The following is a 24,636-nucleotide window of genomic DNA, read 5'->3' on the forward strand; positions in this document are numbered from 1 at the left end:
GGAACTGTTGGACCCCCGGGGCCTACTGGGCCTACCGGCATAACTGGAGCTACCGGACCTTCTGGTGGACCTCCAGGACCTACTGGACCTACCGGCATAACTGGAGCTACTGGACCTTCTGGTGGACCTCCAGGACCTACTGGACCTTCCGGTTTGCCAGGAACTGTTGGACCCCCGGGGCCTACTGGGCCTACCGGCATAACTGGAGCTACCGGACCTTCTGGTGGACCTCCAGGGCCTACTGGACCTACCGGCATAACTGGAGCTACTGGACCTTCTGGTGGACCTCCAGGACCTACTGGACCTACCGGCATAACTGGAGCAACTGGACCTACCGGACTTACAGTATCCGGGTTATCTCATTATGCTTATGTTTTCAATACAGCAGCTCAAGTTGTTGCCTTAGAAGCACCTATTCTTTTTAATTCACATGGTAGAATGACATCTGGTTTTACTCATACGCTGGGAACTTCTCAATTAATGGTTCTTAATGCAGGAGATTATAAAATTTCTTTTTCTGTATCAGGAGTTGAGCCTAATCAATTCACACTTTTTTTAAATGGTGCTCCGGTTACCAGCGCAGTTTATGGATCAGGTGCAGGGACTCAACCAAACAACGGCCAAACAATCCTCGCTTTAGCTGCAGGTGATATTATTACCCTTAATAATCATACTTCCGCTGCTGCGGTTACTTTGCAGACTTTAGCAGGTGGAACACAAACAAATATAAATGCTTCGATTGTAATTGAAAAATTAAATTAATTTAATCATTTATTTCTTGAAACTCTGGCAGTAAATAACCTAGAGTGGATTCTTTTTTAACAAGCAGTTAGCTTTTGCTAGCTGCTCTTTTAATTAAAATAACGATTTTGTTCAATTTTTCGATACATTTATGAAACATTCATGTGTTATCTTCAGTAAGTCCTTTTAAAAACAGAAAGATTTATTATGTAAAGGGCCCTAGTCCCCTCTAGGGCTTTTTTACATTCAAATAAAGATTTTGTTTTACTTTTGCTTGCTACCCTTCTCTTGTATAAACGCACCTTTTTTACATACAATATTAAAATCCAAGTAATCCTCTTTTAGGACGGTACTAATATGAACAAGACATTAAAATATATTTTAATCTTCTTTTGTGCGGTGTTTTATATTACGATTATTGGCTATATTGTTTATCTAAACTTTGTTTAAGAGCATTTTATTCCTCCAAGCAAGAAATCTAAGATCGAACATAAGCATTTATAATTAGGCATAAGGAGCGCTCTACAAGGCGCGCTTTAGCTTTAAAATAAGAATTTTGTTTAATTACTATTAACGTTTTAGATTTCTTTGAATACATTAATATCAAAAGAAATTCTATATGGTGCCCTGGTCCAGTTACCTTGAATTTCTTGCAGACCTTGTGTGAAGAATCCGTTTATAACAAACGGGTTCTTTTATTTTGGGTTATAAAATAACTATTTTGTTTAGTTTTCTAGTAACTCTGGATTAAGAAAGATATTCCCAATCACTGTTACTGATAAAATACTTTCATCAATTGGCCAATTTTCACCGTCACCATTTACACTGGCACAAATTCCAATCTGGCCATCTCGTTCTTTGCTACCAATTGACTCTACAACCCATCTATTTTCTGAGGTCTCTATAATATCGCCTTCGTAAATTTTTGTTCCTTTTGAATCATTCTGGCCAATAAATTGAAGCATGTTTAACTCCTTTAATTCTCTGCCCCAATATTCATTAGTTTTGGGATTTTTAATGTGTATAATTTCATTATCGAAATTAATGTTTAAAACATCACACATCACTTTTCTGTGTTTGTCATATGCACGGAACTTAATCATCTCAATACCCTCCCAAATAACGCTTTGGTTAAAATTCATTTGTTTTTATTGGCAAAATACAAGAACACTTCTACCATTTCCTTAATGTTCTCTTCGATGTTGCCTTCAGCATTATTTATATAAGCTAAAGCTTCTGTTTGTGGTCCTGTGCCATCTCCATTGGCTACAAGATTGTCATAAGGAACTCCGTATTCATCTATCATCGTTATTATTTCATGATGTAAATCTCTTGCCTTGCTATTATACTTATCAAACTGTCTTAATTTTTGTTTCAGTGCGTAAGCTATGGTCTTCATCTTTTCACCTACTTTTGTATAAAATTCAAATTTTATTAAAGTAACTGTGTTTTCCGTTCTTCCATACGAATTACTTTTCCACTTTGATATACAAATGATTGTTCGCCAAATCCACCTTGAGGTGGTTCTATTAGTTGGACCTGACCATTTTTAACAACATATATTCCGTTTATTTTCAAATCTATTTCAGCTGTCATTTCTACAAGATTTTCTTTTCTAATCCCCACCAAAATCACTCCCATATGTTATAATTACTTTGTCGAAGTAAGTTGAGAGTGATCTCAGCTTTTTTTATTTGTCTATAGATATTGGACAACATTTTCTGGAACAAATGATTGTTCAAGTGATAGATGGAGCCGTATTGGAATCGGCTTTTTTTCATCCCGTGCTCGCTTACACATTTCTTCTGCTTCTTCCCAATCAAACTTTTTATCCTCCACTCGCTTATAACGCCAAATCCCAATTGTATAATCCTCAAATAATTCGTAACGTTCATCAGGCGCTGTCGTTGGTTTTAATTCATCAATCGCTTTGGCTTGACGTGGTATTTGCACAATCACATCTGCATACCGTAATTTTGAATTCAAACGGTGAATATGAGCTTTCTTAGGATCAAATGATACAACCGGTTCCACGTCAAAAATTGTTAATTGCTTTGGCATTGTTTTTCCCCTCCAATACCTGCAAGCTTGCAATTAAGATTCCTTCAAGCTGCGTTAACGTTAGTTGATCTAATGTTTGTCCGTTAATTTCAGCTAATCCTAATCCCAATAGTTTACGAATGATTGCTAGTTTTCTACGTTCTACTTCCTGACGTAGCAACATAATCAAGCCTCCTGTTGTTGAATGAACTTTTTCTCTAAATTTACAAACTTACTAAATTCTTTAATGAATGCTAGTTCTACAACACCAACCGGGCCATTCCTCTGTTTCGCTAAAATAATTTCCGTTATATTTTTATTTTCTGTCTCGCGGTCATAGTAATCTTCACGGTATAAGAATGCTATTAAATCTGCATCTTGCTCAATTTGACCATTCTCACGTAAATCTGATAGCAAAGGTCTCTTATCTTGCCTACTTTCTACAGCACGACTTAACTGTGATAATGCAACTACACATATATTTAATTCTCTGGCCATCAGTTTTAACTTACGGCTAATCTCACCAATCTCTTGCATGCGGTTCCCTCTATGCTTTGAATCTCCCACAATAAGCTGCAAATAATCAATTGCGATTAACACCTTTTTATCAGGGTACTTACGTTTTAGTTTCCTAGCCTTTGCGTAAATCTCTTGCATTGTTACATTTGCTTTATCGTAAATTTCTAATGGCAAATCATTAATTAATCCCATCGCTTGACTAATCTTTTCCCAATCCTTTAAATTACATAGCTTCTTAGGATTTTTTAATTTCGTAGCATCTATATTTCCGGTACTTGAAATCATACGTTTAAGCAACTGCTCTTCTCCCATCTCTAGTGAAAAGATTCCTGTTGCTGTATGGGCACTTGCTGCATGAAAAGCGACGTTTAATACAAATGCTGTTTTCCCCATTGAAGGCCGGGCACCAACAATAATTAAATCGCCTTCTTGTAATCCTGCTGTCATTCTGTTCAAGTCGTCATAACCAGTTGGTATACCGGTTAAATCTCCTACATCGATTTGCATGTTCTTATACAAATCAACTAGGGTTTCCTTTAAATTAAATTCATCTGAATAACCTGTTTCCTCAATGGCGCTTAACTCATCAATCGAAGTACTAATAGCGCTCATATCTCTTTCTTGCTGAAGACGATTATATAAATTACCAGCAACCTCTTGAGCATGTCTCATTTTCCAAGCTTCGATAATTAAACCTTCGTGATACGAAAAGTTTTTCGTCGTTGGAACAACTTCAGTTAAGTTTACAAAGAACGCAATACCACCAATTTGATTCATAAAACTGTCTTCAAATTTCCCCATGAGAGCAACAAGATCTACTGGCACTTCAGCATCCTCCAGCTCTCTCATTGCCTTGAAAATCACTTGGTGCGTTGGTAAAGAAAACTGTTTTACCTTTAGCTGACAATCTTTAATTAAATCACCTTCTTGGATAATGCTACCTAAAACACTTTGTTCAGCTTCTACGTTACGAATCATATCGTTACTCATTGGGCCAACCACGCATTCTGTTGGTTAAGTACTGCAAGTTCTTCTTCTGTTGCAATGTTCTGCTCCCATGCTTGTTGCTGCTGTATTACGTTTTTAGTAGCTTCCGATAAGCCTTTTTGTTGATAAGGTGCTTGTGTCTGTTGCTTCGCTTTTGTTAATCGCTGAGTACGAAATGCTTTATCAGCTGCCTCAACGTCCATTATTGTTTTCAATCCCTTAAGATGCCAATCTCTTAAAATCGTATTTACGTAATTCATGTTTCTTGTATTCTTCTCTAAAGCAATCTCCATAGCCTTAATAACTAGCTCTGCATTTAAATCATCTATCCATGCATGAATACCATCTGCAATAAAAGGTGTAATCAGTCCGAAGTTTTGTTCGTAAAAAGAAATCGGATTAACCTCAACAACTTCTTCTGCGCTTGTGCGTTCTTCTTGTTGTTGTTCTTTTTCTTTTTCTTTTTCTTCTTCTTTTTCCTTGCTAGGGTCTTGGAAGCCCCTTATAAGCCCCTCCAAACGGACTGATAAATACTCCTTAATACGAGGGATTTTGAAATCTTGTTCACGTTCTAATTGCAAACATGTTTCATAGAAATCAACTAAGAAATCCTGGTCCTTCACAGATTGAATCTCTTTTAAGACGCACTTTTCAATGTTTACATTTTTAATTGGATTAAACTTTAACCAGTTTATTAAGAACAGCTCTTTTGTTTTTTGGTTGTAATTAATTTTTCCGTACTCAGCAAAACGTTCTAATAGCTTCATAACAGTTTCACGATTGTATCCTGTATCATTTTCAATAATACGAAGTGGAAGCTCATAGATTCCTGATTGAGACGTCTTACTGTTTGTCATCAAATATAAGTAGAAATACTTCTCCTCCGGTGTAAGATCTAAAACAAATGAATCCTGCCAAAATGAAACATGTACTGGTCTATAAACTGCCATATTATTCATCCTCCCGTTTACATATCGCGAATCCGTCCTCTACACGTAATAAGCGATAATTCTTGTATCCTGTTTTGAGATATTGTTTTACTAAGTAAATTAGGTGTTGCTTGTTGAAACACTTTAGGGTTCAGCAACACTCTATGTAATGACTTGTCTAAAAGCATGCAACACCCCCCGTTGTTATACGAATGCTAATTTGATATAATTAATCCTAAGATCTTTGCAAGACCATTTATCTATCACTCTGCCAAGTGATAGACTTTTTTATTTTCTACGTGTTACTAGTGATGCACTAACTCCTCTTGCTCTTAAATCTTTAATCACTACACGATAACTCATAGATGCCTCATGTTCTTCTTTTGTATCACGAAGCATTTTAAATTCTTTCATACATCGCTCCAGTTCTTCTTCCCAGCGATTTGATTCTTCAGTTGATTCTGCATGAAACATGTTATGAACGCATGCAACCATACAATTATGAAGTTTATCCGCAAACGAAAAGTCTCCCGGAAGAACTAGATCATGAAGACAATCGTATTTATCGTTCATGAATTACATCTCCTTTCTGATCATAACGACAAGCACAGTGCTTTTCTAATTTTTATAAAAATATTAAAAATCTATTATTTTGGTATATTTTAAATTTAATGGTATAAACTACAAATGCATTAACTTTCCCAAAAAATTAATATAATGATATAATTATTTTGTAAAATATATTGTCAGCTACTGTTCTAGGCGGTAGCTTTTTCTTTTGCCCATTTATGTTTCAAAATGAATGATGCTTCGATAATTTTGATTCGAATCCCCAACAATTTCTTCTCTTGCTTTAACTCAACTGTTTTTAAATTCTCATTAAGTAATTCTGCTATTTTAATTTCACCAGTTAGTTTTGCATCATAGCGAATTAATTCCTTATATTCTCTTAGACTCGGTTTCTTATAATCTACTGTCATTTTCCTTCCTCCTTTACAGCACCTTTGTTAAGGTCATTAAACTATCTACCGATTGAATAATAACGTTTTCTGCCATAGCCTTTTGCAACCAATTTCTTTGTATTTGTTCCATAATGCCAAAATGAACTTGTTCAAGAGCTTGTACTACGCATTGAGTAGCTTGGATTGTATCGAAGATTTCTTTTGCATGAACTGTGTATTCATGTTTCTTCTTTTCATCCAACCTCCATGACCTGGTTGCAACTTGTAAGTTCATGATTTCCTTCGCTGCCGCAATCCCCTCTTCAGCTTGTTTAATGTAGTTCATCAATTGTAGATTTACATCTTGAGTTAAACGTGGATCTGTAGGCGGTAACCCAACCCCATAAATATGTTTAATCGCTTGTTGATTCAACTTTGCTCCTGTTGCATGACACCAATCCATCGCAAGTTCAAATTCTGGTTTAGAAAGTCCAGATTCAATACGGGTTAATCTTTCATGTGTAATACCAAGGTACTTAGATAACCCTTTCTTCGTTTTCAGCTGAACATTATCACAACATTCTCTAGCATTCTGTAATAATTCCCCTATTGCTGAATTGCAGTATATGCTTGTTCCCATATCTGTTCGCCTCCATATTTAGTTTTCAAATGGTTACAATGAATTTAGTACATATGTAACTTGTCTATTATTCATGTAAAAAGAGAGGAACTATTCCTCAATGTTTTCTTTCACTTGTATTTCTTTGATGATGGCCCAACCAGCCTTGTAATATGCTTGACGGATTTTATCGATATCCTTTTGTGATTTTGGCTCAGGAGCCACAACATGGACTTTCGTTTTTCCAAACTCATAAGTCGCCGCATATTCTTCTTGTTGGCTCATGGTGTCACCCCTTGAAGTCCTTTTTATATGTTTATGCGACGAATCTGCTGGTACTGCCATGTTAGTTGATGGCATTTTCCCACCCTCTTTCATTAATCAGATCTTTTTTTATTAATGTACCAATACTTAAATCTTTATCACCCCAAAACTTTGCAAACTGAATAGCGAGTAGGTAAAAAAATATCTTCTTTTCTCTTCCCGTATAGCTTGGCTATTTGATCAGCTCTCTCTGTACTAATTTGCCGCTGTCCATTTTCAATTTGTGATAGATAGCCACCTGAAATACCCAAATTCCTTGCAGCTTCTTCAATACTAATCCCCAATTCTATGCGGATTTCTTTTGGACCACCCATTTCATTATCACCGCCTTAAACTTTGCACTTTGTGTTGTTACCAAAAATATACTACGCATATCGCAAAGTGTCAACGCGTTTTGCAAAGTTTTTGCCAATTCATTTCAATTTTTGCACTTTGCAAAGTATAATTAAACTTAGAAGATGAATAGGAGGATTCCTATGATTGGAGAGAACTTACGCAAATTAAGAAAAAAAAATAACCTAACTATGAAAGAGTTAGGTCAAAAATTAAACCTTGCTGAATCGACAATATCAGGTTATGAAAATGGGAACAGAAAACCTGATTATGATACTTTAAATAAGTTTGCAGATTTCTTTGAGGTTTCAACTGACTATCTTTTAGGTAGAAATGTTACTCAAAAAGACATTGATACCTATAATCCCCTATTAGACCCTGAGCTAGGCATATGGTTCAAAGACATTAAAGATGCTTCTCCTGAAAAACAGGAAGAACTTAAACTATTTTGGGATTTTATTAAAGATAAAGAAAAAAATCGTAAAATTGGGGATAAACAGCGTTAATTGAATAGGGTATATAGTAAATGCGTATTTTTTGCGCAATTCATTGACTATAGTTAATGAATTGCAAATTAAGTTGTAATAAATAATTTACAACTTAATTTGCAATTCTACTTCTAAATTCATCATCTATATAAATACATCAATTTATTTTCTTTTAAACTAGTAACCCCTACGCTTATTGCGTTTTTTTATTTGCATTATCATGGTTAATAATCCCTGAACTACATAATTTTAGTTTTCTATTTATTATTCTATCTATAATCTATTTCTCTGATTAATTTTTTGTAAATTCTTAATATAAAATCATTACACTTTACCAAAAGAAAGGATGAAATAAATGAGCATTTTTCAAACGACAAAACCATTAATTCAAGGGAACCCCAATCTATATTCACCACAAATCGATGCTTATCAAGCAGCCATTTCACATTATGAAGAGTTCTCAGACTTCAAATATAGGGAAAGCTTAATTGTAATGCCTACTGGCTCTGGAAAAACTGGTGTTATGGCGATGCTACCTTTTGGATTAAGTAACGGACGGGTTTTAATTATCACTCCTGGGAAAATTGTCCGAAAAACCGTATTCAAAGAATTTGACTCAATTACAAATCCAGAAGATACATTTTGGTATAAAAGAAAAGTTATTCTTGATAGAAGTAAATTCCCAAAAAGTTACTTATATCAAGGGTTTAACAGTAAAGATGAAGAAGCTAAACAACAAACCCTAAGAAAATTAAACCTTTCAAATATTGTAATTACCAATATCCATAAGATTATTGGTAGTAGTGAAGACGTTAATTTAAAAGAGCTAGTAGATTCTAATTTTTTTGACATGATTATTATCGACGAAGCACATCATGCTGCAGCTGATATGTGGCAAAAAACTTTAGATTATTTTAACGCATCAAAAATTATTAAACTAACTGCTACACCCTTCCGTAGTGATAATTTAAAAATCTCTACTCATGAATATGATCCAATTTTTGAATACACTTTAGCTGAAGCGATTGAAGATGGTTTACTAAAAAATGTTGTAAAAGCCGAAGGAATACCTGGGAAATTAAACTTTCATGATCCGAAAAGTGGTCAGAATTACTCATTAGAAGAAGCTAAAAGAAAACTAGGAAATGACTGGGTTAATAGAACAATTGCAATGGATGAAGCATGCTCTAAACAAGTAATTAATCACACAAAAGAGATTTTAGAGCTAAAAAGAAAAAGCTATCCAAAACATCAAGTCTTAGCAATTACATGTAATGATGAACACGCTCAATTAGTTACAAATTGGTTTGAAGATTGTGGCCTTTCATGCACTTATGTAAGTAGTAGATTATCTCCAGAACAAATAGAAATTCGCTTAAATGATTTTGCAAATGGCCAATATGACGTTATGGTGAGTATCCAAATGTTAGGCGAAGGCTACGATAATCCTAATATTTCTATAGTATCTATTTTCAGACCATTTAAAACACTCTCTCCTTACGCACAAGCTATAGGTCGTGGCTTAAGAAGAATTCATGGACAAGAACACAATACTGTAAATAATTTCTGTAATGTCGTGTATCATCAGGAACTTGGACTTGAAAAACTGTGGTATTACTACAAATCACAAGAAGAATATGGTGAAAAATTAAAAAAACAAGTTGAAGAAATTTCACAACAATTGTCTTTTGCCTTTGATGAAATAGGTTTTATAGAAAAAGAAACAGTACTCGGAAAAATTCATTCTGCTGATCTAGACCCAAATCCTATTACTGTCCAAATTGGATCGGTAAGTTCATATTCATCTAACGGATTAGGTGCACAAGATTCATTTACAACAAATGGATATGAACAATTTAAACATGCTACCTATAATTTGATTATTGAGGAACAGCAACTACTCCAAGAAAAAATCGAGAAAATAAATGATATGAAACGTGATGGTTTAATTGATAAAGATCAAGCAAATCTTCTTATTCAAAATCTAGAATCAACAACTCAAGAACAACATAATAGATCATTTGATGAATACCAAAAATTAATATTATCCGAAACAATTCGTAAAGATTTTACAACATGGATGCACTCAAAATTGGATTCTTTTTTCAGAACATCCGTTCTAGAAAAAGAAGGATTTGAGCTACACGAGAAAGAAAATAGTATTGATAATGACCGTATAAATAATATAGGATATATTGTAAGAAACTTTAAACAAGGATTATATAGTACAACAAAAAAACATTTCAGCTCATATTTACCTGAAGATTTTGCAGTTGCAAAAAAACGTTTCTTAGAAAAATTAGACTACTACTTTAGCCAATACGGTCAAAAATAGTACTAGGAGGAATCCGAAATGATACAATGTAATACAGAAAGGAGCCTTATTTATCAAGGTATGCACTATCTTGATTTAATAGCTAGCAATATTAAAAAAGGCGGAAAACTACTCGATGTATCTTATCAAACAGGTACAAACGGGTACCTGACTGTTAATATCACAACTAGTTATGTTGAGGGTTTAACCAAAACCGTTGAAGAACTAATTTATAAAGATGATTTACTTATCACTTGGAAACTAATAACTTCCCATGATGTTTACACCATCTTTTCTCGAAAAACCTTAAATGAGTATCTTACAAAATTAAACACACATGAGTTATGTGTCTCTTAAACAAAATTCAATTTGTTTAAATATCAAAAAAAGAAAAGTCTTTTCCAGACTTTTCTTTTTTTGATATAATTAGAACTTACGTTCGTATTTTATCTATGGAGTGATATAATATGCATAAAACAAAGCCTTACTACACAACACAAATTGAAGATTCCATCAAAAAATTATATCAATCAGTTTCTATTTTTTTACCTGAAGAGATAGATATGGTAAGGATTTCCGAAAAATTAAATGTTTGGTTACATTTTGCGCCTTTCGGAAGTCGTGCTATATACAGAAATGATTTACCAAGTATTATTATTGATAGTCGAAAATCATTTCACCATCAATGGGAAGATTTTGGACATGAACTTTGTCATATTCTATTTCATGCAGGTAATCAACTACATATACCGAAAACTTTTATAGATTACCAAGAAGCAAAAGCACAAAATTTCATGTTGCAATTTTGTGTACCAACTTTTATGTTAAGAAAAATAGATTTCCCTGGTACAAGAATGGAAGCAATTTACCTGATTGCAAAGACCTTTAATGTATCATTTGAAATCGCACATAAACGCTTATTACATTATGAAAATCAATTATTAGCTAGCCATTTACAAAAAGGATTTTCTAGTGCATGTCTAACTACACCCTAAGTCTATTTAATCCCCTTTTACTTACATAACAATATAGAGGTTCTCAAAAAGCAGTTGATAACAATTAAAGGAATAGAAACTCTACTATTAGAAAACTTTTTCAGTAATTATTTACTTCTTTCTATAAATTACAGTTCGTATAATTTTATAAATGAGGAGGTTTCTATATTATGAAAACTGCAATCTACCTAAGAAAATCGCGTGCCGATCTTGAAGCCGAAGCACGTGGCGAAGGCGAAACGTTAGCAAAGCACCGCTCTACCCTGCTGAAAATTGCCAAGGAAATGAACTTAAATATTTTATCTGTCCGTGAGGAAATCGTTTCTGGTGAGAGCTTAGTGAAACGGCCTGAGATGTTAGCACTGCTTGAAGAAATTGAAGATAACAAATATGATGTTGTTCTTTGTATGGATATGGATCGTTTAGGTCGTGGTGGTATGAAAGAGCAAGGAATCATTTTAGAGACGTTTAAACGCTCGAATACGAAGATTATGACACCTAGGAAGACTTATGACCTTAATGACGAGTGGGACGAAGAATACAGCGAATTTGAAGCGTTTATGGCTCGTAAGGAGTTAAAGATTATTACGCGTCGTATGCAACGAGGTCGTGTTGCTAGTGTAGAGGCTGGTAATTACCTTGGTACACATGCACCATTCGGATATGATATACACCGTTTAAATAAACGAGAGCGTACTTTAACAATTAATTCAGAAGAAGCCTCTGTTGTAAGAATGATATTTGATTGGTACGCAAATGAGGATATGGGTGCGAATGCAATTAGAAGCAAGTTAAATGACCTTGGCTACAAAAGTAAGTTAGGTAATGAATGGAATCCTTATAGCATCTTGGATATATTAAAAAACAATGTGTACATCGGAAAAGTAACGTGGCAAAAACGAAAAGAAGTAAAACGTCCTGATGCTGTAAAACGTAGCTGTGCAAGACAAGATAAATCAGATTGGATTATCGCTGATGGAAAACATGAGCCTATCATACCCGAAAGTTTGTTTGAGCAAGTACAAGAAAAATTAAATTCAAGGTATCACGTTCCTTACAATACGAATGGAATTAAAAATCCACTAGCTGGTATTATTAAATGTAGTAAATGTGGTTATAGTATGGTCCAACGTTATCCGAAGAACCGAAAAGAAACAATGGATTGTAAGCATCGCGGTTGCGAAAACAAATCAAGCTATACTGAATTAATCGAGAAGCGTTTACTTGAGGCTTTAAAAGAATGGTATATCAATTATAAAGCTGATTTTGAAAAACATAAGCAAGATGACAAGTTAAAAGAAACACAAGTTATTCAAATGAATGAAGCTGCGTTACGTAAACTTGAAAAAGAATTAGTGGATGTCCAAAAACAAAAAAGTAATTTACATGATTTATTAGAACGTGGCGTTTACACAGTCGATATGTTTTTAGAACGCTCGAATGTAGTTTCCGATCGTATTACTGAAATTACTTCCACGATGGAAAACTTAAAGAAAGAAATTAAAATCGAAATTAAGAAGGAAAAAGTTAAGAAAGATACAATACCTCAAGTGGAGCATGTTCTTGATCTGTACTTTAAAACAGATGATCCCAAAAAGAAAAACAGCCTCCTAAAGTCGGTTTTAGAAAAGGCTGTTTATAAGAAAGAAAAGTGGCAAAGGCTCGATGATTTCGAACTTGTGCTTTACCCTAAGCTCCCTCAAGATGGCGACATATAAGCGTTTATGCTTTGTCGTCACCTTGTTGGTGTAATTAGATTTACCCCGTTTAATCCTAAAGCATCATTCGTCGAAACCGCCAATACGACAGGCTTACCATTTCTCAGCGTCGCTTTTGCTGCCATTAATACTGGAGAATCTGTCATTGCATTTGCAAATTTACTCATCGAATTTCCTGTTAGTGGTGCAATTACCATACAGTCTAATGGAATTTTAGGTCCTAGCGGTTCTGCGCCAACGATTGAATTAATTGCTTTAAATCCTGTTGTTTCTTCAATCTTTTTAATCCACTCTGCTCCCTCACCAAATCTCGTATTTGTTGATTGAACAGTGTAAGAAACAACGGGACGTACTTCTGCTCCCTCAGCAATTAATTTCTCTAAATGAGGCATCACTTCTTCATACGTACAATGTGAACCTGTAAAACCAAATCCAATTCTTTTCCCTTTTAAATTCATTCCCCATTCTCCTTTCTTGCTATTACGTCTTCTGCTAATAACTGAGAAAGAACGTTCGCTAAAATTTGTCCTGCTGTTTTCGGAGCAACAATCCCTGGCAATCCAGGTGCTAATAGCGCTTTAACTCCTCTTTTTTCTGCGTATCTAAAGTCGGTACCACCTGGTTTAGAAGCTAAATCAATTACTAACGTATGAGCTGGCATTTTTGAAATAACATTCGCTGTCACAACGAGATGTGGAATTGTGTTAATCACAATATCCATATTTCCTACTTCTTTCTCAATGTTTTGCATATGAAAAGGAGAAAACATCATCTCTGTAATACGTGCAATATGTTCCGATCGTCTTGCTCCAACTTTGACGTGGGCTCCTAATGATTGAAATGCTCTGGCAACACTCATCCCTGTTCTACCAAATCCTAAAACCATTACATTGGACCCATGAATTGTATAGTCGGTATGTTGAATTACCATCATTAATGTGCCTTCTACAGTCGGAATAGAATTGTAGATTGCCACATCATCACGATCAAATAATTTAACAAGTTTTCGGTTTGTAGTAGATACGAGATTTTCCAAGAAAGGCGTACCAATACCTGAATATATAGTAAAGTGTTCTGGTGTATTTTCAATTTGTTCTTTCGTTATAGAAACTTTTTCATTTGAAAAAATAGTATCTACTTCTCCTTTGGCATTTGTACCTGCAACTGGCAAAATGATTGCATCTACAGAAGTAAAATCTAAATTTTGTATACTTTCTTTTGCTGCCCCTGTGAAGCCATGATCCAACTGATCAAACCCTATCAATGAAAGTTTCGCATCCAATTCAACTAGTTTACGAATTACTTCTAGCTGCCTTGCATCTCCTCCTATGACAGCAATATGCATCTCAGTCAACATTCCCTAATTCACCTTCTTTTTCTGTCATTTATAAGAAAAGTGCCTACTTTTTCTTTTTCCTCCACATCATATGTAATGTACGAGTTTGAGGTGATTGAAAAACAAAAAGCACATATGATTTATCAGCTTTATATATACAAAAAAAAGACGGCCGAAATGGCCATCTTTCACTCCGAATTTGAATGGTCAGATATATCACAAAGTATCATGTCATGCCCCACTTTCTTAATATCTCTCCATTCCACCCTTACCTCTTGTTGTCCTTTTTTAAAACCTCCCCATTTTGTAACAGGTATGATAAGCGCTTGTATTTGTCCATCGCTCTCATTAATTTCTAAATCTAGATGCCCTAAAATCCCCATTTTTTCCGCTCTTTCTAAATCTACAATTTCTTTACCATTTAATTCACTTAATCGCATACACTCTCCCCCTACCGAATTTTCAATTTAAGTTATCCATTATTAGTACCTATTCTGTATGTCTAAAAAAAATAACCGTATCTCATTTAAAAGAGATACGGTTATTTTCGAGTACATCACAAAAATCAATTATAGTTTTATTCCTTTTGGAAGTTTTCCATCTGGACTAATAAGTGCAGCAGAGAATTCATCCGTAAACATATTGCGGATTAACTCATCTACATTTTGTTTTGTTACAGTGTTTACACTTTCAATAATCTCATCAAGTGAACGATGCTTACGAAGCAGCAATTCATTTTTACCGTTACGGCTCATACGACTATTCGTACTTTCTAAACTTAACATTAAGTTTCCTTTTAATTGCTCTTTACTATTCATAAGCTCTTTTTCTGTAATACCTGTATTTTTCAATGTTTCTAGTGTTTCTTGCATCGTTTCATACAGTGTATCTAATTGTTGGCTACCTGTTCCACCGTACAGTGTTAACATACCTGTATCTTCATAAGAAGAGTGGTAAGAAAATACCGAGTAAGCTAACCCACGTTGCTCACGTACTTCTTGGAATAAACGGCTACTCATACTACCGCCTAAAACGTTATTTAATACGATTAAGTTATAAATATCTTCGTGTCCCATTTGTAAGCCTTTATATCCTAAACATAAATGAGCTTGTTCTGTTTCTTTTTTACGTGCTACCTTATTAAAATGGAAAATTGGGCTATGTACTTGTTCACGGTTTGTTGTTCCTTCATAACTACCGAAATATTGCTCTACTGTTTGTAAAAATGCTTCATCAATATTTCCTGCAACTGAAACAACTACATTTTCAGGTGTATAATGATCTTTTATATATTGACGTAGTGTATCACCTGTAAACGTATCAAGCGTTTCTTCTGTTCCTAAAATAGGATATCCAAGCGGATGCGTTTCATATGTCGCTTTCGTTAACATATCATGCACAATATCATCTGGAGCGTCTTCGTACATTTTAATTTCTTCACATACGACATTCTTCTCTTTTTTCAGTTCTTCCTCATCAAATGTTGAATTAAAGAACATATCTGCTAAAACATCTAAAGCATATTTAGCATGCTCATCTAACACTTTTGCATAGTAACATGTATATTCTTTTGAAGTAAAAGCATTTACTTGCCCACCAATGCTATCAAATGATTCCGCAATTTCGCGCGCACTACGTGTTTCCGTCCCTTTAAAGAACATATGCTCTAAAAAGTGGGAAATCCCGTTATTTTTTTCATTTTCATTTCTTGATCCTGCATGGATCCAAATACCAATCGCAACCGATCTTACAGTTGGTATGTTCTCCATAACTATTCTTACACCATTTTTACAAGTATATTTTTTAATCAAAAACTTTCCTCCTACTACCAGTTTCTCTAAATTAACGCTATTATTTAATGATAACAAGTTTAAGGATGAATGTCATGCAAATGTATTTAATCCACACGTTTTTCATCCAGTAATTCTGTTATATTCCCCACTCTATATCCTTGTTCCTTCAATTTTGTAATCATTGTATCTAATGCTTCTGCTGTAGATGAAGTAGGATGCATTAATACAATGGCACCTGAATGTATTTTTCTCATTACTCTCTGCAATAATACGTCTGGCTCTGGTCGCTTCCAATCAATTGTATCTACTGTCCACATAATCGTTCCCATTTGGAAATCATCTGCAATTTGTACGACTTCATCTCGAAAACTTCCACTAGGCGGGGCAAACCATCTTACTTTTTGATTGGTGGCTGCTTCTATCATTCGATTTGTTTTTTGTAACTGTTCTCGTATTTCATCAGACGATAATGTTTTCATATTAGGATGTGTGTAAGAGTGATTTCCAACTTCTTGATTTGCATCGACAATCATTTTTGCAAATCGTAAATTTTCTTTCACCCAACGTCCTTCCAAAAAGAAAGTTGCCTTCACATCATGTTTTTTCAATATCTCTAATATACGAGGCAAATACTCATTTCCCCATGCCACATTTATTGTTAATCCAACCATCTTTTTATTTGGATGTCCCCTGTAAATTGGGGCTGGTGATAAATCTGCTAAATGGACACTCGGTGATACTTCCTTGAATTCAAGATGTTTTTGATCAAATTTCTTTAGCTTCTTCATATTGTTATAGGATGCTTCAATATCGACTTGTCTTCCATTATATCCAGGTGTTGCTTTCCATATCTTATCAATGATCGCATTTTGAGGTGCAATCTCATATTGTTTTGCATGTTTTTGAATTTCTTCATACAAGTTATCCTGTGCAAAAACGGAATAAGAGCCTAAACTGACATATAAAAAAAATACACATATGTATGCCAATATACGAACTTTCATATAAACCCTCCCATTAACTAAATAAAAAATATTTTTCTTCTTATCTTTGTTAATTTGAGCGTTATAATGAAAACTATACCTATACTGACATAAAAATATGTGTACATCATGTTTTTTACATAACAAAAAAGCCAGTTGAACTGGCTTTTACTTATTGCTGCTCTTGTTTGTTTTCTTCTTTAGCAGCTTCTTTTTCTTGCTCTTCTTTTAGCAATACTTTTCTAGATAGATTTACGCGACCTTGCTTGTCAATCTCGATAACTTTAACTGTAATTACATCACCGATTTTCACAACGTCTTCTACTTTACCTACACGCTCAAGTGCAAGTTCAGAAATGTGAACTAATCCATCTTTACCGCTGAATAATTCAACGAAAGCACCGAATTTCTCAACACGTTTCACTTTTCCTTCGTAGATTTCACCTACTTGTACTTCGCGAACAATATCTTCGATAATTTTCTTAGCTTTGTCATTCATTTCTTGATTTATTGAAGAAATAAATACTGTACCATCTTGCTCGATGTCAATTTTAACTCCAGTTTCTTCAATAATTTTATTAATTTGTTTACCGCTCGGTCCAATAACGTCACGGATTTTATCTGGATTAATTGTCATTGTAATAATCTTTGGAGCGTAAGCTGATAATTCAGTACGTGGCTCTGCAATAACAGATAGCATATGATTTAGAATGTGCACACGACCAACTTTCGCTTGTTGTAATGCCTCTTCTAAAATTTCACGAGATAAACCATCGATTTTAATGTCCATTTGCAGTGCAGTTACACCTTGTGCTGTACCTGCTACTTTAAAGTCCATATCACCTAAATGATCTTCCATACCTTGAATATCAGATAAAATTGTGTAATGCTCACCAGATTTAACTAGACCCATTGCAATACCAGCAACTGGAGCTTTAAGTGGAACACCAGCATCCATCATTGCTAAAGTACTACCACAAATACTTGCCTGTGAAGTAGAACCATTTGATTCTAACACTTCAGATACAAGACGTACTGTATATGGGAAATCTTTTTCAGATGGAATTACAGGCTCAAGAGCACGTTCTCCTAGTGCACCGTGACCAATTTCACGACGACCTGGTCCACGCATCGGTCTTGTTTCACCAACACTAAACGATGGGAAATTGTAATGGTGCATGAATCTTTTTGATTCTTCTACACCAAGACCATCTAAAATTTGCACATCGCCTAAAGCGCCTAATGTACAAATACTTAATGCTTGTGTTTGTCCACGTGTGAATAAACCAGAACCGTGTGTACGAGATAAAATACCAACCTCTGATGCTAAAGGACGAATTTCATCACCTTTACGGCCATCTGGGCGGATTTTTTCAACTGTAATAAGACGACGTACTTCTTCTTTTACAATTTTATATAAAATCTCATTTACTTGTCCTAATGTGTCAGCGTCAGCTTCCTCAGCTTCGTAATGCTCAATTACACGCTTTTTCACTACGTTGATTGCATCTTCACGTGCATGTTTCTCATGTACTTGAATTGCAGAATGCATATCCTTCTCAGCCATCTCACGTACAGCTTGGTTAAGATCAGCATCAACTTCATATAGTTTTATTTCTAATTTCGCTTTACCTACAGCTTGTACAATCTCTTCTTGGAATGCAATTAGACGTTTAATTTCGTCATGTCCAAACATAATTGCTTCTAACATTGTTTCCTCAGGTACTTGATCTGCTCCTGCTTCAACCATGTTAATTGCATCTTTTGTACCAGCTACAACAAGGTGAATATCACTTTGTTCTTGCTGTTCTACTGTTGGATTAATAACGAATTCGCCATTAATACGACCAACTGTTGCACCAGCGATTGGACCTTCAAATGGAATATCTGAAATCGATAACGCTAATGAAGAACCAAGCATAGCTGCCATTTCAGAAGAACAATCTTGATCAACACTCATTACAATGCTGACAACTTGTACTTCGTTACGGAAACCATCTGCGAAAAGCGGACGAATTGGACGGTCGATTAAACGACTTGCCAAAATTGCTTTTTCACTTGGACGACCTTCACGTTTAATAAAACCGCCTGGAATTTTTCCGACTGCATATAAACGCTCTTCATAGTTTACTGTAAGTGGGAAGAAATCTACATTTTTAGCCTCTTTTGATGCAGTTGCTGTAGATAGAACCGCTGTATCGCCATATCTTACTAATACTGCCCCATTCGCTTGTTTTGCAAGCTGACCAGTTTCAACTGTTAGCTGGCGACCAGCTAAATCTATCGAGAAGACTTGCTTTTCTTGACTCATTTAAGTACCCCTCTCAATTTAAAGTATTCAATTCTTCTATGTAAATGGATAGTATATCACAATATTCTACCTCTAGTATTGCCGAAAATTAAGTAAGCTATAAAGCGTAGAAGATATATTTTTACCTAACAAAAAAGCGGGAATATTCCCGCTTCTTTGACTATCGACGTAAGCCAAGCTTTGTGATTAATTCACGGTAACGTGTGATATCGCTATTACGAAGGTAAGTTAGTAAGTTACGACGTTTACCAACCATCTTTAATAGACCACGACGTGAATGATGATCTTTCTTGTGAGTACGTAAGTGCTCGTTTAGAGTGTTAATTTGCTCCGTTAGGACAGCAATTTGAACCTCTGGAGAACCAGTATCAGTCTCATGAGTTCTAAATTGTGCAATGATTTCATTTTTACGTTCTTGTGTTAAAGCCATCCTATTTCACCTCCTATTAATTAAACCCCCAATTACCGAGCAAGCGTCGGTGAGTCGCAATGCCAAGCAATGGTTGTCATAAAGTACATAACATAGAATACTACTTTTCATTTGAAAAAGCAAGTATATTCTTTTCACTCGCAAAATATTCTTGTGCTGTTTTCTTATCTTTTGCGATTTGTTCAACTAGCTCATCAATACCATTGAATTTCTTCTCTTCTCTTATACGCATATGCCACTCAACTGTAACACTTTGATCATATATGTCTTTGTTGAATTCAAATAAGTGTACTTCAATAGATAATTGACGCTCATTTTCTTTAAAAGTTGGTTTATATCCAATATTACATACACCATCGTACCATTCATCGTGAACTTTTAATCTCACTGCATAAACACCTACAGGTGGCAATAAATACTCATCACTTAAACCTACATTAGCGGTTGGAAAACCAATTTGTCGTCCACGTTTATCGCCATGTACAACCGTTCCTCCCACTGTATAGGCTCTACCTAAAATAGATGGAATTTGTTCCATTTCACCATTTCGAATTAACTTTCGTAATGCTGTAGAACTTACCTTCTCTTCTTGAAATTCAACTTTTTCAATCACAGTTTGTGTAAACTCCCCTCTTGCATGAAATGGTAAAGTCTCCATCTTCCCTTTTCCTAAACGTCCATATGAATAATCAAACCCTGCTACTACATGCTTTACATTTAAACCAATAATATAATCATCTACAAATTGCTGTGGCAATAAACCTGCAAACGATTCATCAAATTTAATAACATATAATATATCGATTCCTAAGTTTTCGACTATTTTTTCTTTATCACGCATCGGTGTAATATACTCCACATGCGCTTCCTTTTTCCCTAAAATAACAGATGGATGGGGATGAAATGTCATAACTGCACTTTTATATCCGCGTTCATCCGCTATTTGTTTCGCAGTTCGAATCACACACTGATGCCCTAAATGAATGCCATCAAAAAATCCTAATGCCATTACAGTAGGTGGTAATTCTAATTTATTTTGTTCATGTGGATGAGTTAAATGAATAAGTTTCACGCTTGAATTCACCTTTTTCTGTAATAATCCTTCCAATAATTCATTATAGCTTTAGTTCTTGATTATTCACAAGTACTTTCATTGGCTTTAGCATACCAGGGTGTTTTGGATGATGCTCATAAATCGCTAAGCAACGGTCATTTTTATCAAATACTGTAATGAATGGTGCTGTTATTTCTAATTCATTCTTTAAGAACATACCATTTTTTATTTTTTCTGCTTGCTTTTCATCTACAACCATTTTTGGGAATTTACTTAACGCTTCATCAATTGAAATGAAGATAGACTCTACTGTTCCATTTTGCACGTTTTCTTCAATTTCTTCAAATGATATGCAATCTTCTAGTAAAAATTCACCAGATGCCGTTCTTACAAGATGGGACATGTGTGATGGAAAACCTAGTTTTTCACCAATCATTACTGCTAGCGTTCTTACATATGTCCCTTTACTACACGTTACACGGAAACGGAATGAAATGTTTTCCCCTTCAAACATTTCACGGTCATCAAGTAATACGAATTCATGAATTGTAATGGTACGAACTGGACGTTCAACTTCTTGTCCCGCTCTTGCATATTCATATAATTTTTTTCCGTTAACTTTTACAGCTGAAAACATTGGAGGCGTTTGTTCAATCGTACCTGTTAATGCTGCGAGAACTCCTTCTACTTCCTTACGAGTAATACTACGATCTACATTTGTCGTTTCAACAACTTCACCAGAAGCATCTTCAGTTGTTGTTGAAAATCCTAATGTTACTTCACCTTCATATGTTTTTGTTTCACTCGTTAAAAACTGTGCAATCTTCGTTGCTCGTCCAACACAAATCGGTAATACCCCTGTTACATCTGGATCTAATGTTCCCGTATGACCAATTCGTTTCTCACGTAATATCTTTCTTAATTTAAATACACAATCATGTGATGTCATGCCTTTTGGCTTATGTAATAATACTACACCTTCCATATATGTTCACCTCATCATAATTCTTTCATAATAATTATCCAAACTTATTTTTCATTGAAAAAATGGATAGACAAATGTCTATCCATTATTCTTCACGTTTACCGTCTTTATTAATTTCATGTAAAAGTGTATCAATTCGATGACCATATCCAATAGACTCATCAAATTCGAAAGAAATTTCCGGTGTTTTACGAAGACGAATACGTTGGCCGATTTCTGAACGAATGAAGCCTTTTGCCTTCGCTAAACCTTTTAATGTACTTTCTTTCTGTTCATCGTCACCTAAAACAGAAATATACACTTTAGCGATTTGTAAATCTCCACTCACTTGCACATCTGTTACTGTAACAAATCCGACACGTGGATCTTTAATTTTACGACTGATAATGTCGCCTAATTCTTTTTTCATTTGCTCGCCTACACGGTTTGCACGTAATTTCATAACTCTTCACCTCATTCAGTACCATTCCAATTGTGTTATCGTACGTTCAATTTCAGGAAATGAATCGATGTACTCAAGTACACGATTCATTTCTTTTTCACAGATAACACGATTTGAGGATACGGAAACAATTGCAATTTCTGTACGTTGCCATACATCTTGATGCCCTACTTCTGAAACAGCTACGTTATAACGCTGCTTCACACGAGTGAGCACCCTTTGCAAAATTGCTCGTTTCTCTTTTAAAGAATGCACATCGTAAATCATACACTCGAATGAGAGTGAAGCGATAATCATCGCTTCACTTCTTCCATAATGTATGCTTCAATGATGTCCCCTTCTTTAAGATCATTATATCTCTCAATTGTAATACCACACTCATAGTTTTGTGCAACTTCTTTTACGTCGTCTTTGAAACGTTTTAACGTATCAAGTTGTCCTTCGAAGATTACTACGCCATCACGGATAATACGAACGCCACTATCACGTGTGATTTTACCGTCTATTACGTAACAACCTGCAATTGTTCCAACTTTTGTTACTTTGAACGTTTGGCGTACTTCCGCTTGACCGATTACTTTTTCTTCGAATTCTGGATCCAGCATCCCTTGCATTGCTGATTCGATTTCTTCTATTACTTTATAGATAATACGGTGTAAACGAACATCAACGTTCTCTAATTCAGCTGTACGCTTCGCATTCACATCAGGGCGTACGTTAAATCCAATTACAATTGCATTAGATGCAGAAGCTAAAATAATATCAGATTCTGTAATCGCACCTACACCAGTGTGAATGATTTTTACTTTTACGCCTTCAACATCGATCTTACGAAGTGATGCAGCCATTGCTTCAACAGAACCTTGTACGTCTGCTTTCACAATTAAGTTAATTTCTTTTACATCTCCCTCTTGGATTTGTTGGAATAAATCTTCAAGGCTTAATTTAGATTTTTCACCACGTTGAGCAACTAACGCTTCTTGTGCACGTGATTCACCGATTTGACGAGCTTTCTTCTCATCAGCGAATGCCATGAAACGATCTCCCGCTTGTGGTACTTCATTTAAACCTGTAATTTCAACAGGAGTTGATGGACCAGCAACTTTTACTCGACGACCAATATCACTTACCATTGCACGAACACGACCGAATGATGTTCCAACAACAATTGGATCTCCAACTCGAAGTGTACCGTTTTGAACAAGTAATGTCGCGATAGTTCCTTTACCTTTATCAAGCTGCGCTTCAATTACAGTACCAGTTGCATAGCGATTTGGATTTGCTTTATATTCTTCTACTTCACTCACAAGAAGAATCATTTCTAGCAAGTTGTCAATTCCCTCGCCTTGAATTGCAGAGATTGGTACGAAAATTGTGTCTCCGCCCCATGCTTCTGGAACCAATTCATATTCTGTTAATTCTTGCATTACGCGATCAGGATTTGCCGCTGGTTTATCCATTTTATTCACAGCAACAATAATTGGTACTCCAGCTGCTTTCGCATGGCTAATTGCTTCCACTGTTTGTGGCATAACACCGTCATCAGCTGCAACAACAAGAATTGTAATATCCGTTACTTGTGCCCCACGAGCACGCATCGTTGTAAATGCTGCGTGACCAGGCGTATCTAAGAATGTAATTTTCTTATCGTTTACTTCAACTTGGTATGCACCAATATGCTGAGTAATCCCACCAGCTTCGCCAGCAGTTACTTTTGAATTACGAATAGAGTCAAGTAAAGTTGTTTTACCATGGTCAACGTGTCCCATAATTGTAACAACAGCTGGACGCTCTTTTAAGTTTTCTTCATCATCTTGCTCATCGATGAATGTTTCGAATTCAGTTTCACTTACAACTACTTCTTCTTCTACTTCAATACCGTAATCAGTAGCAATTAACTCAATTGTATCTTTATCTAAGTCTTGGTTAATTGTTGCCATAATTCCTAGCATGAAGAGCTTCTTAATAATTTCAGACGGCTCTTTGCTTAATTTTTTAGCAAGCTCACCCACTGTAAGGCTTCCAGAGAAAGTAATTTTATCTGGTGTTTCTACAATTTGCGTTTGTTGTCTTCCAGCAAAGTTATCTTGACGCTTGTCTTCGTTATCTTTGCCTTTTTTCTTCTTCTTATTACTGTTCTTTTTACTGCGAACAACTTTCTCTTCTACTTCAAACTCATCTGCAACAGAAGGTTTTTCTTCTTGGTACTCATTATCTAATTTGTTTACTACTTCATCGTCTAACATTGTCATATGATTCGAAACCTCGATATTCATTTCTTTTAGTTTTGTCATAAGATCTTTACTTGAGATATTATGTTGTTTTGCATATTCATGCACTCGAATTTTACTCAT

30 protein-coding genes and 1 pseudogene are annotated in these 24,636 nt (G+C 35.2%); 6 read left to right on the forward strand and 25 right to left on the reverse strand.

Annotation, left to right across the window (positions count from 1 at the left end):
- A partial coding sequence (locus tag JDS92_RS03180; RefSeq protein WP_206772946.1) for a BclA C-terminal domain-containing protein occupies positions 1 to 762 on the forward strand: 762 nt, incomplete at its 5' end.
- Between the two features lie 704 nt (positions 763 to 1,466).
- Here JDS92_RS03180 and JDS92_RS03185 read toward each other — a convergent pair.
- The 13 genes from JDS92_RS03185 to JDS92_RS03245 all read right to left on the reverse strand — a co-directional run bounded on the left by JDS92_RS03185 (position 1,467) and on the right by JDS92_RS03245 (position 7,414).
- On the reverse strand, positions 1,467 to 1,844 hold the full coding sequence (locus JDS92_RS03185; RefSeq protein ID WP_097956986.1) for a YopX family protein: 378 nt from the start codon (positions 1,842 to 1,844) through the stop codon (positions 1,467 to 1,469).
- A 35-nt stretch (positions 1,845 to 1,879) separates the two neighbouring features.
- Positions 1,880 to 2,140 (reverse strand): hypothetical protein, encoded by a 261-nt coding sequence (locus JDS92_RS03190; protein ID WP_097956985.1) that lies wholly within the window; start codon positions 2,138 to 2,140, stop codon positions 1,880 to 1,882.
- A gap of 35 nt (positions 2,141 to 2,175) precedes the next feature.
- Positions 2,176 to 2,367 (reverse strand): DUF3954 domain-containing protein, encoded by a 192-nt coding sequence (locus JDS92_RS03195; protein ID WP_000512853.1) that lies wholly within the window; start codon positions 2,365 to 2,367, stop codon positions 2,176 to 2,178.
- A gap of 72 nt (positions 2,368 to 2,439) precedes the next feature.
- On the reverse strand, positions 2,440 to 2,802 hold the full coding sequence (locus JDS92_RS03200) for a cell division protein SepF (protein ID WP_097838158.1): 363 nt from the start codon (positions 2,800 to 2,802) through the stop codon (positions 2,440 to 2,442).
- The gene (locus JDS92_RS03205) at positions 2,777 to 2,965 is read right to left on the reverse strand and encodes a hypothetical protein (RefSeq protein WP_016109007.1); all 189 of its coding nucleotides are present in this window, start codon (positions 2,963 to 2,965) and stop codon (positions 2,777 to 2,779) included. Before JDS92_RS03205 ends, JDS92_RS03200 begins: the two co-directional genes overlap by 26 nt.
- Before the next feature lie 2 nt (positions 2,966 to 2,967).
- Positions 2,968 to 4,290, reverse strand: a complete 1,323-nt coding sequence (dnaB, locus tag JDS92_RS03210; protein ID WP_097956983.1) for a replicative DNA helicase — start codon at positions 4,288 to 4,290, stop codon at positions 2,968 to 2,970.
- Positions 4,287 to 5,237 carry a DnaD domain-containing protein gene (locus JDS92_RS03215; RefSeq protein ID WP_097956982.1) on the reverse strand — a complete coding sequence of 317 codons (951 nt, stop codon included), beginning with the start codon at positions 5,235 to 5,237 and terminating at the stop codon, positions 4,287 to 4,289. The genes dnaB and JDS92_RS03215 overlap by 4 nt, the downstream gene beginning before the upstream one ends.
- A 17-nt stretch (positions 5,238 to 5,254) precedes the next feature.
- Positions 5,255 to 5,404 carry a hypothetical protein gene (locus tag JDS92_RS03220; RefSeq protein WP_179861517.1) on the reverse strand — a complete coding sequence of 50 codons (150 nt, stop codon included), beginning with the start codon at positions 5,402 to 5,404 and terminating at the stop codon, positions 5,255 to 5,257.
- A gap of 100 nt (positions 5,405 to 5,504) precedes the next feature.
- A complete protein-coding gene (locus JDS92_RS03225; protein ID WP_097956980.1) occupies positions 5,505 to 5,789 on the reverse strand; it encodes a hypothetical protein in 285 nt (94 codons plus the stop codon).
- Positions 5,790 to 5,974: 185 nt separating this feature from the next.
- Positions 5,975 to 6,196: an RNA polymerase subunit sigma gene (locus JDS92_RS03230; protein WP_097956979.1), complete on the reverse strand. Its 222-nt coding sequence runs from the start codon at positions 6,194 to 6,196 to the stop codon at positions 5,975 to 5,977.
- A gap of 13 nt (positions 6,197 to 6,209) precedes the next feature.
- A complete protein-coding gene (locus JDS92_RS03235; protein ID WP_097956977.1) occupies positions 6,210 to 6,797 on the reverse strand; it encodes a sporulation sigma factor-processing peptidase in 588 nt (195 codons plus the stop codon).
- A gap of 90 nt (positions 6,798 to 6,887) precedes the next feature.
- The gene (locus JDS92_RS03240) at positions 6,888 to 7,136 is read right to left on the reverse strand and encodes a hypothetical protein (protein WP_097956976.1); all 249 of its coding nucleotides are present in this window, start codon (positions 7,134 to 7,136) and stop codon (positions 6,888 to 6,890) included.
- 62 nt (positions 7,137 to 7,198) lie between these two features.
- Positions 7,199 to 7,414 carry a helix-turn-helix transcriptional regulator gene (locus JDS92_RS03245; protein ID WP_097872870.1) on the reverse strand — a complete coding sequence of 72 codons (216 nt, stop codon included), beginning with the start codon at positions 7,412 to 7,414 and terminating at the stop codon, positions 7,199 to 7,201.
- A 162-nt stretch (positions 7,415 to 7,576) separates the two neighbouring features.
- On the opposite strand from JDS92_RS03245, the gene JDS92_RS03250 reads away from it, so the two are divergent.
- The 5 genes from JDS92_RS03250 (at position 7,577) to JDS92_RS03270 (ending at position 12,948) form a co-directional block, all read left to right on the forward strand.
- Positions 7,577 to 7,939, forward strand: a complete 363-nt coding sequence (locus tag JDS92_RS03250; RefSeq protein WP_097872869.1) for a helix-turn-helix domain-containing protein — start codon at positions 7,577 to 7,579, stop codon at positions 7,937 to 7,939.
- A gap of 337 nt (positions 7,940 to 8,276) precedes the next feature.
- On the forward strand, positions 8,277 to 10,256 hold the full coding sequence (locus tag JDS92_RS03255) for a DEAD/DEAH box helicase (RefSeq protein ID WP_097956974.1): 1,980 nt from the start codon (positions 8,277 to 8,279) through the stop codon (positions 10,254 to 10,256).
- Between the two features lie 18 nt (positions 10,257 to 10,274).
- Positions 10,275 to 10,592, forward strand: coding sequence for a hypothetical protein (locus tag JDS92_RS03260; protein WP_097956973.1), 318 nt, complete (start codon positions 10,275 to 10,277; stop codon positions 10,590 to 10,592).
- A 110-nt stretch (positions 10,593 to 10,702) separates the two neighbouring features.
- On the forward strand, positions 10,703 to 11,230 hold the full coding sequence (locus JDS92_RS03265; RefSeq protein ID WP_097956971.1) for an ImmA/IrrE family metallo-endopeptidase: 528 nt from the start codon (positions 10,703 to 10,705) through the stop codon (positions 11,228 to 11,230).
- A gap of 170 nt (positions 11,231 to 11,400) precedes the next feature.
- On the forward strand, positions 11,401 to 12,948 hold the full coding sequence (locus tag JDS92_RS03270) for a recombinase family protein (protein WP_098140019.1): 1,548 nt from the start codon (positions 11,401 to 11,403) through the stop codon (positions 12,946 to 12,948).
- Between the two features lie 32 nt (positions 12,949 to 12,980).
- On the opposite strand, the pseudogene dpaB reads toward JDS92_RS03270, so the two are convergent.
- The 12 genes and pseudogenes from dpaB to infB form a co-directional block, all read right to left on the reverse strand.
- Positions 12,981 to 13,406: pseudogene (gene dpaB, locus JDS92_RS03275) on the reverse strand (dipicolinate synthase subunit B); the annotation flags it as partial.
- Complete coding sequence (dpaA, locus tag JDS92_RS03280) at positions 13,403 to 14,305, reverse strand: dipicolinic acid synthetase subunit A (protein WP_199631495.1); 903 nt, start codon at positions 14,303 to 14,305, stop codon at positions 13,403 to 13,405. The pseudogene dpaB and the gene dpaA, both read right to left, overlap by 4 nt.
- Positions 14,306 to 14,472: 167 nt before the next feature.
- A complete protein-coding gene (locus JDS92_RS03285) occupies positions 14,473 to 14,724 on the reverse strand; it encodes a YlmC/YmxH family sporulation protein (RefSeq protein ID WP_199631497.1) in 252 nt (83 codons plus the stop codon).
- A gap of 129 nt (positions 14,725 to 14,853) precedes the next feature.
- Positions 14,854 to 16,095 (reverse strand): M16 family metallopeptidase, encoded by a 1,242-nt coding sequence (locus tag JDS92_RS03290; RefSeq protein ID WP_000592990.1) that lies wholly within the window; start codon positions 16,093 to 16,095, stop codon positions 14,854 to 14,856.
- 86 nt (positions 16,096 to 16,181) lie between these two features.
- Positions 16,182 to 17,081: a polysaccharide deacetylase family protein gene (locus JDS92_RS03295; protein ID WP_000868234.1), complete on the reverse strand. Its 900-nt coding sequence runs from the start codon at positions 17,079 to 17,081 to the stop codon at positions 16,182 to 16,184.
- A 151-nt stretch (positions 17,082 to 17,232) separates the two neighbouring features.
- Complete coding sequence (pnp, locus tag JDS92_RS03300) at positions 17,233 to 19,371, reverse strand: polyribonucleotide nucleotidyltransferase (RefSeq protein ID WP_000076735.1); 2,139 nt, start codon at positions 19,369 to 19,371, stop codon at positions 17,233 to 17,235.
- A gap of 160 nt (positions 19,372 to 19,531) precedes the next feature.
- Positions 19,532 to 19,801, reverse strand: coding sequence for a 30S ribosomal protein S15 (rpsO, locus tag JDS92_RS03305; RefSeq protein ID WP_001229392.1), 270 nt, complete (start codon positions 19,799 to 19,801; stop codon positions 19,532 to 19,534).
- A gap of 100 nt (positions 19,802 to 19,901) precedes the next feature.
- Positions 19,902 to 20,873 (reverse strand): bifunctional riboflavin kinase/FAD synthetase, encoded by a 972-nt coding sequence (gene ribF, locus JDS92_RS03310; protein ID WP_000766713.1) that lies wholly within the window; start codon positions 20,871 to 20,873, stop codon positions 19,902 to 19,904.
- Between the two features lie 43 nt (positions 20,874 to 20,916).
- A complete protein-coding gene (truB, locus tag JDS92_RS03315; RefSeq protein ID WP_000399360.1) occupies positions 20,917 to 21,840 on the reverse strand; it encodes a tRNA pseudouridine(55) synthase TruB in 924 nt (307 codons plus the stop codon).
- Positions 21,841 to 21,925: 85 nt separating this feature from the next.
- Positions 21,926 to 22,282 carry a 30S ribosome-binding factor RbfA gene (gene rbfA / locus JDS92_RS03320; protein ID WP_000776439.1) on the reverse strand — a complete coding sequence of 119 codons (357 nt, stop codon included), beginning with the start codon at positions 22,280 to 22,282 and terminating at the stop codon, positions 21,926 to 21,928.
- A gap of 15 nt (positions 22,283 to 22,297) precedes the next feature.
- On the reverse strand, positions 22,298 to 22,579 hold the full coding sequence (locus tag JDS92_RS03325; RefSeq protein WP_000582364.1) for a DUF503 domain-containing protein: 282 nt from the start codon (positions 22,577 to 22,579) through the stop codon (positions 22,298 to 22,300).
- Positions 22,576 to 24,636 (reverse strand): translation initiation factor IF-2, encoded by a 2,061-nt coding sequence (gene infB / locus JDS92_RS03330; RefSeq protein ID WP_000036352.1) that lies wholly within the window; start codon positions 24,634 to 24,636, stop codon positions 22,576 to 22,578. The genes JDS92_RS03325 and infB overlap by 4 nt, the downstream gene beginning before the upstream one ends.

This window comes from Bacillus cereus group sp. N12 (assembly GCF_016483575.1).
Classification (GTDB): domain Bacteria; phylum Bacillota; class Bacilli; order Bacillales; family Bacillaceae_G; genus Bacillus_A; species Bacillus_A toyonensis.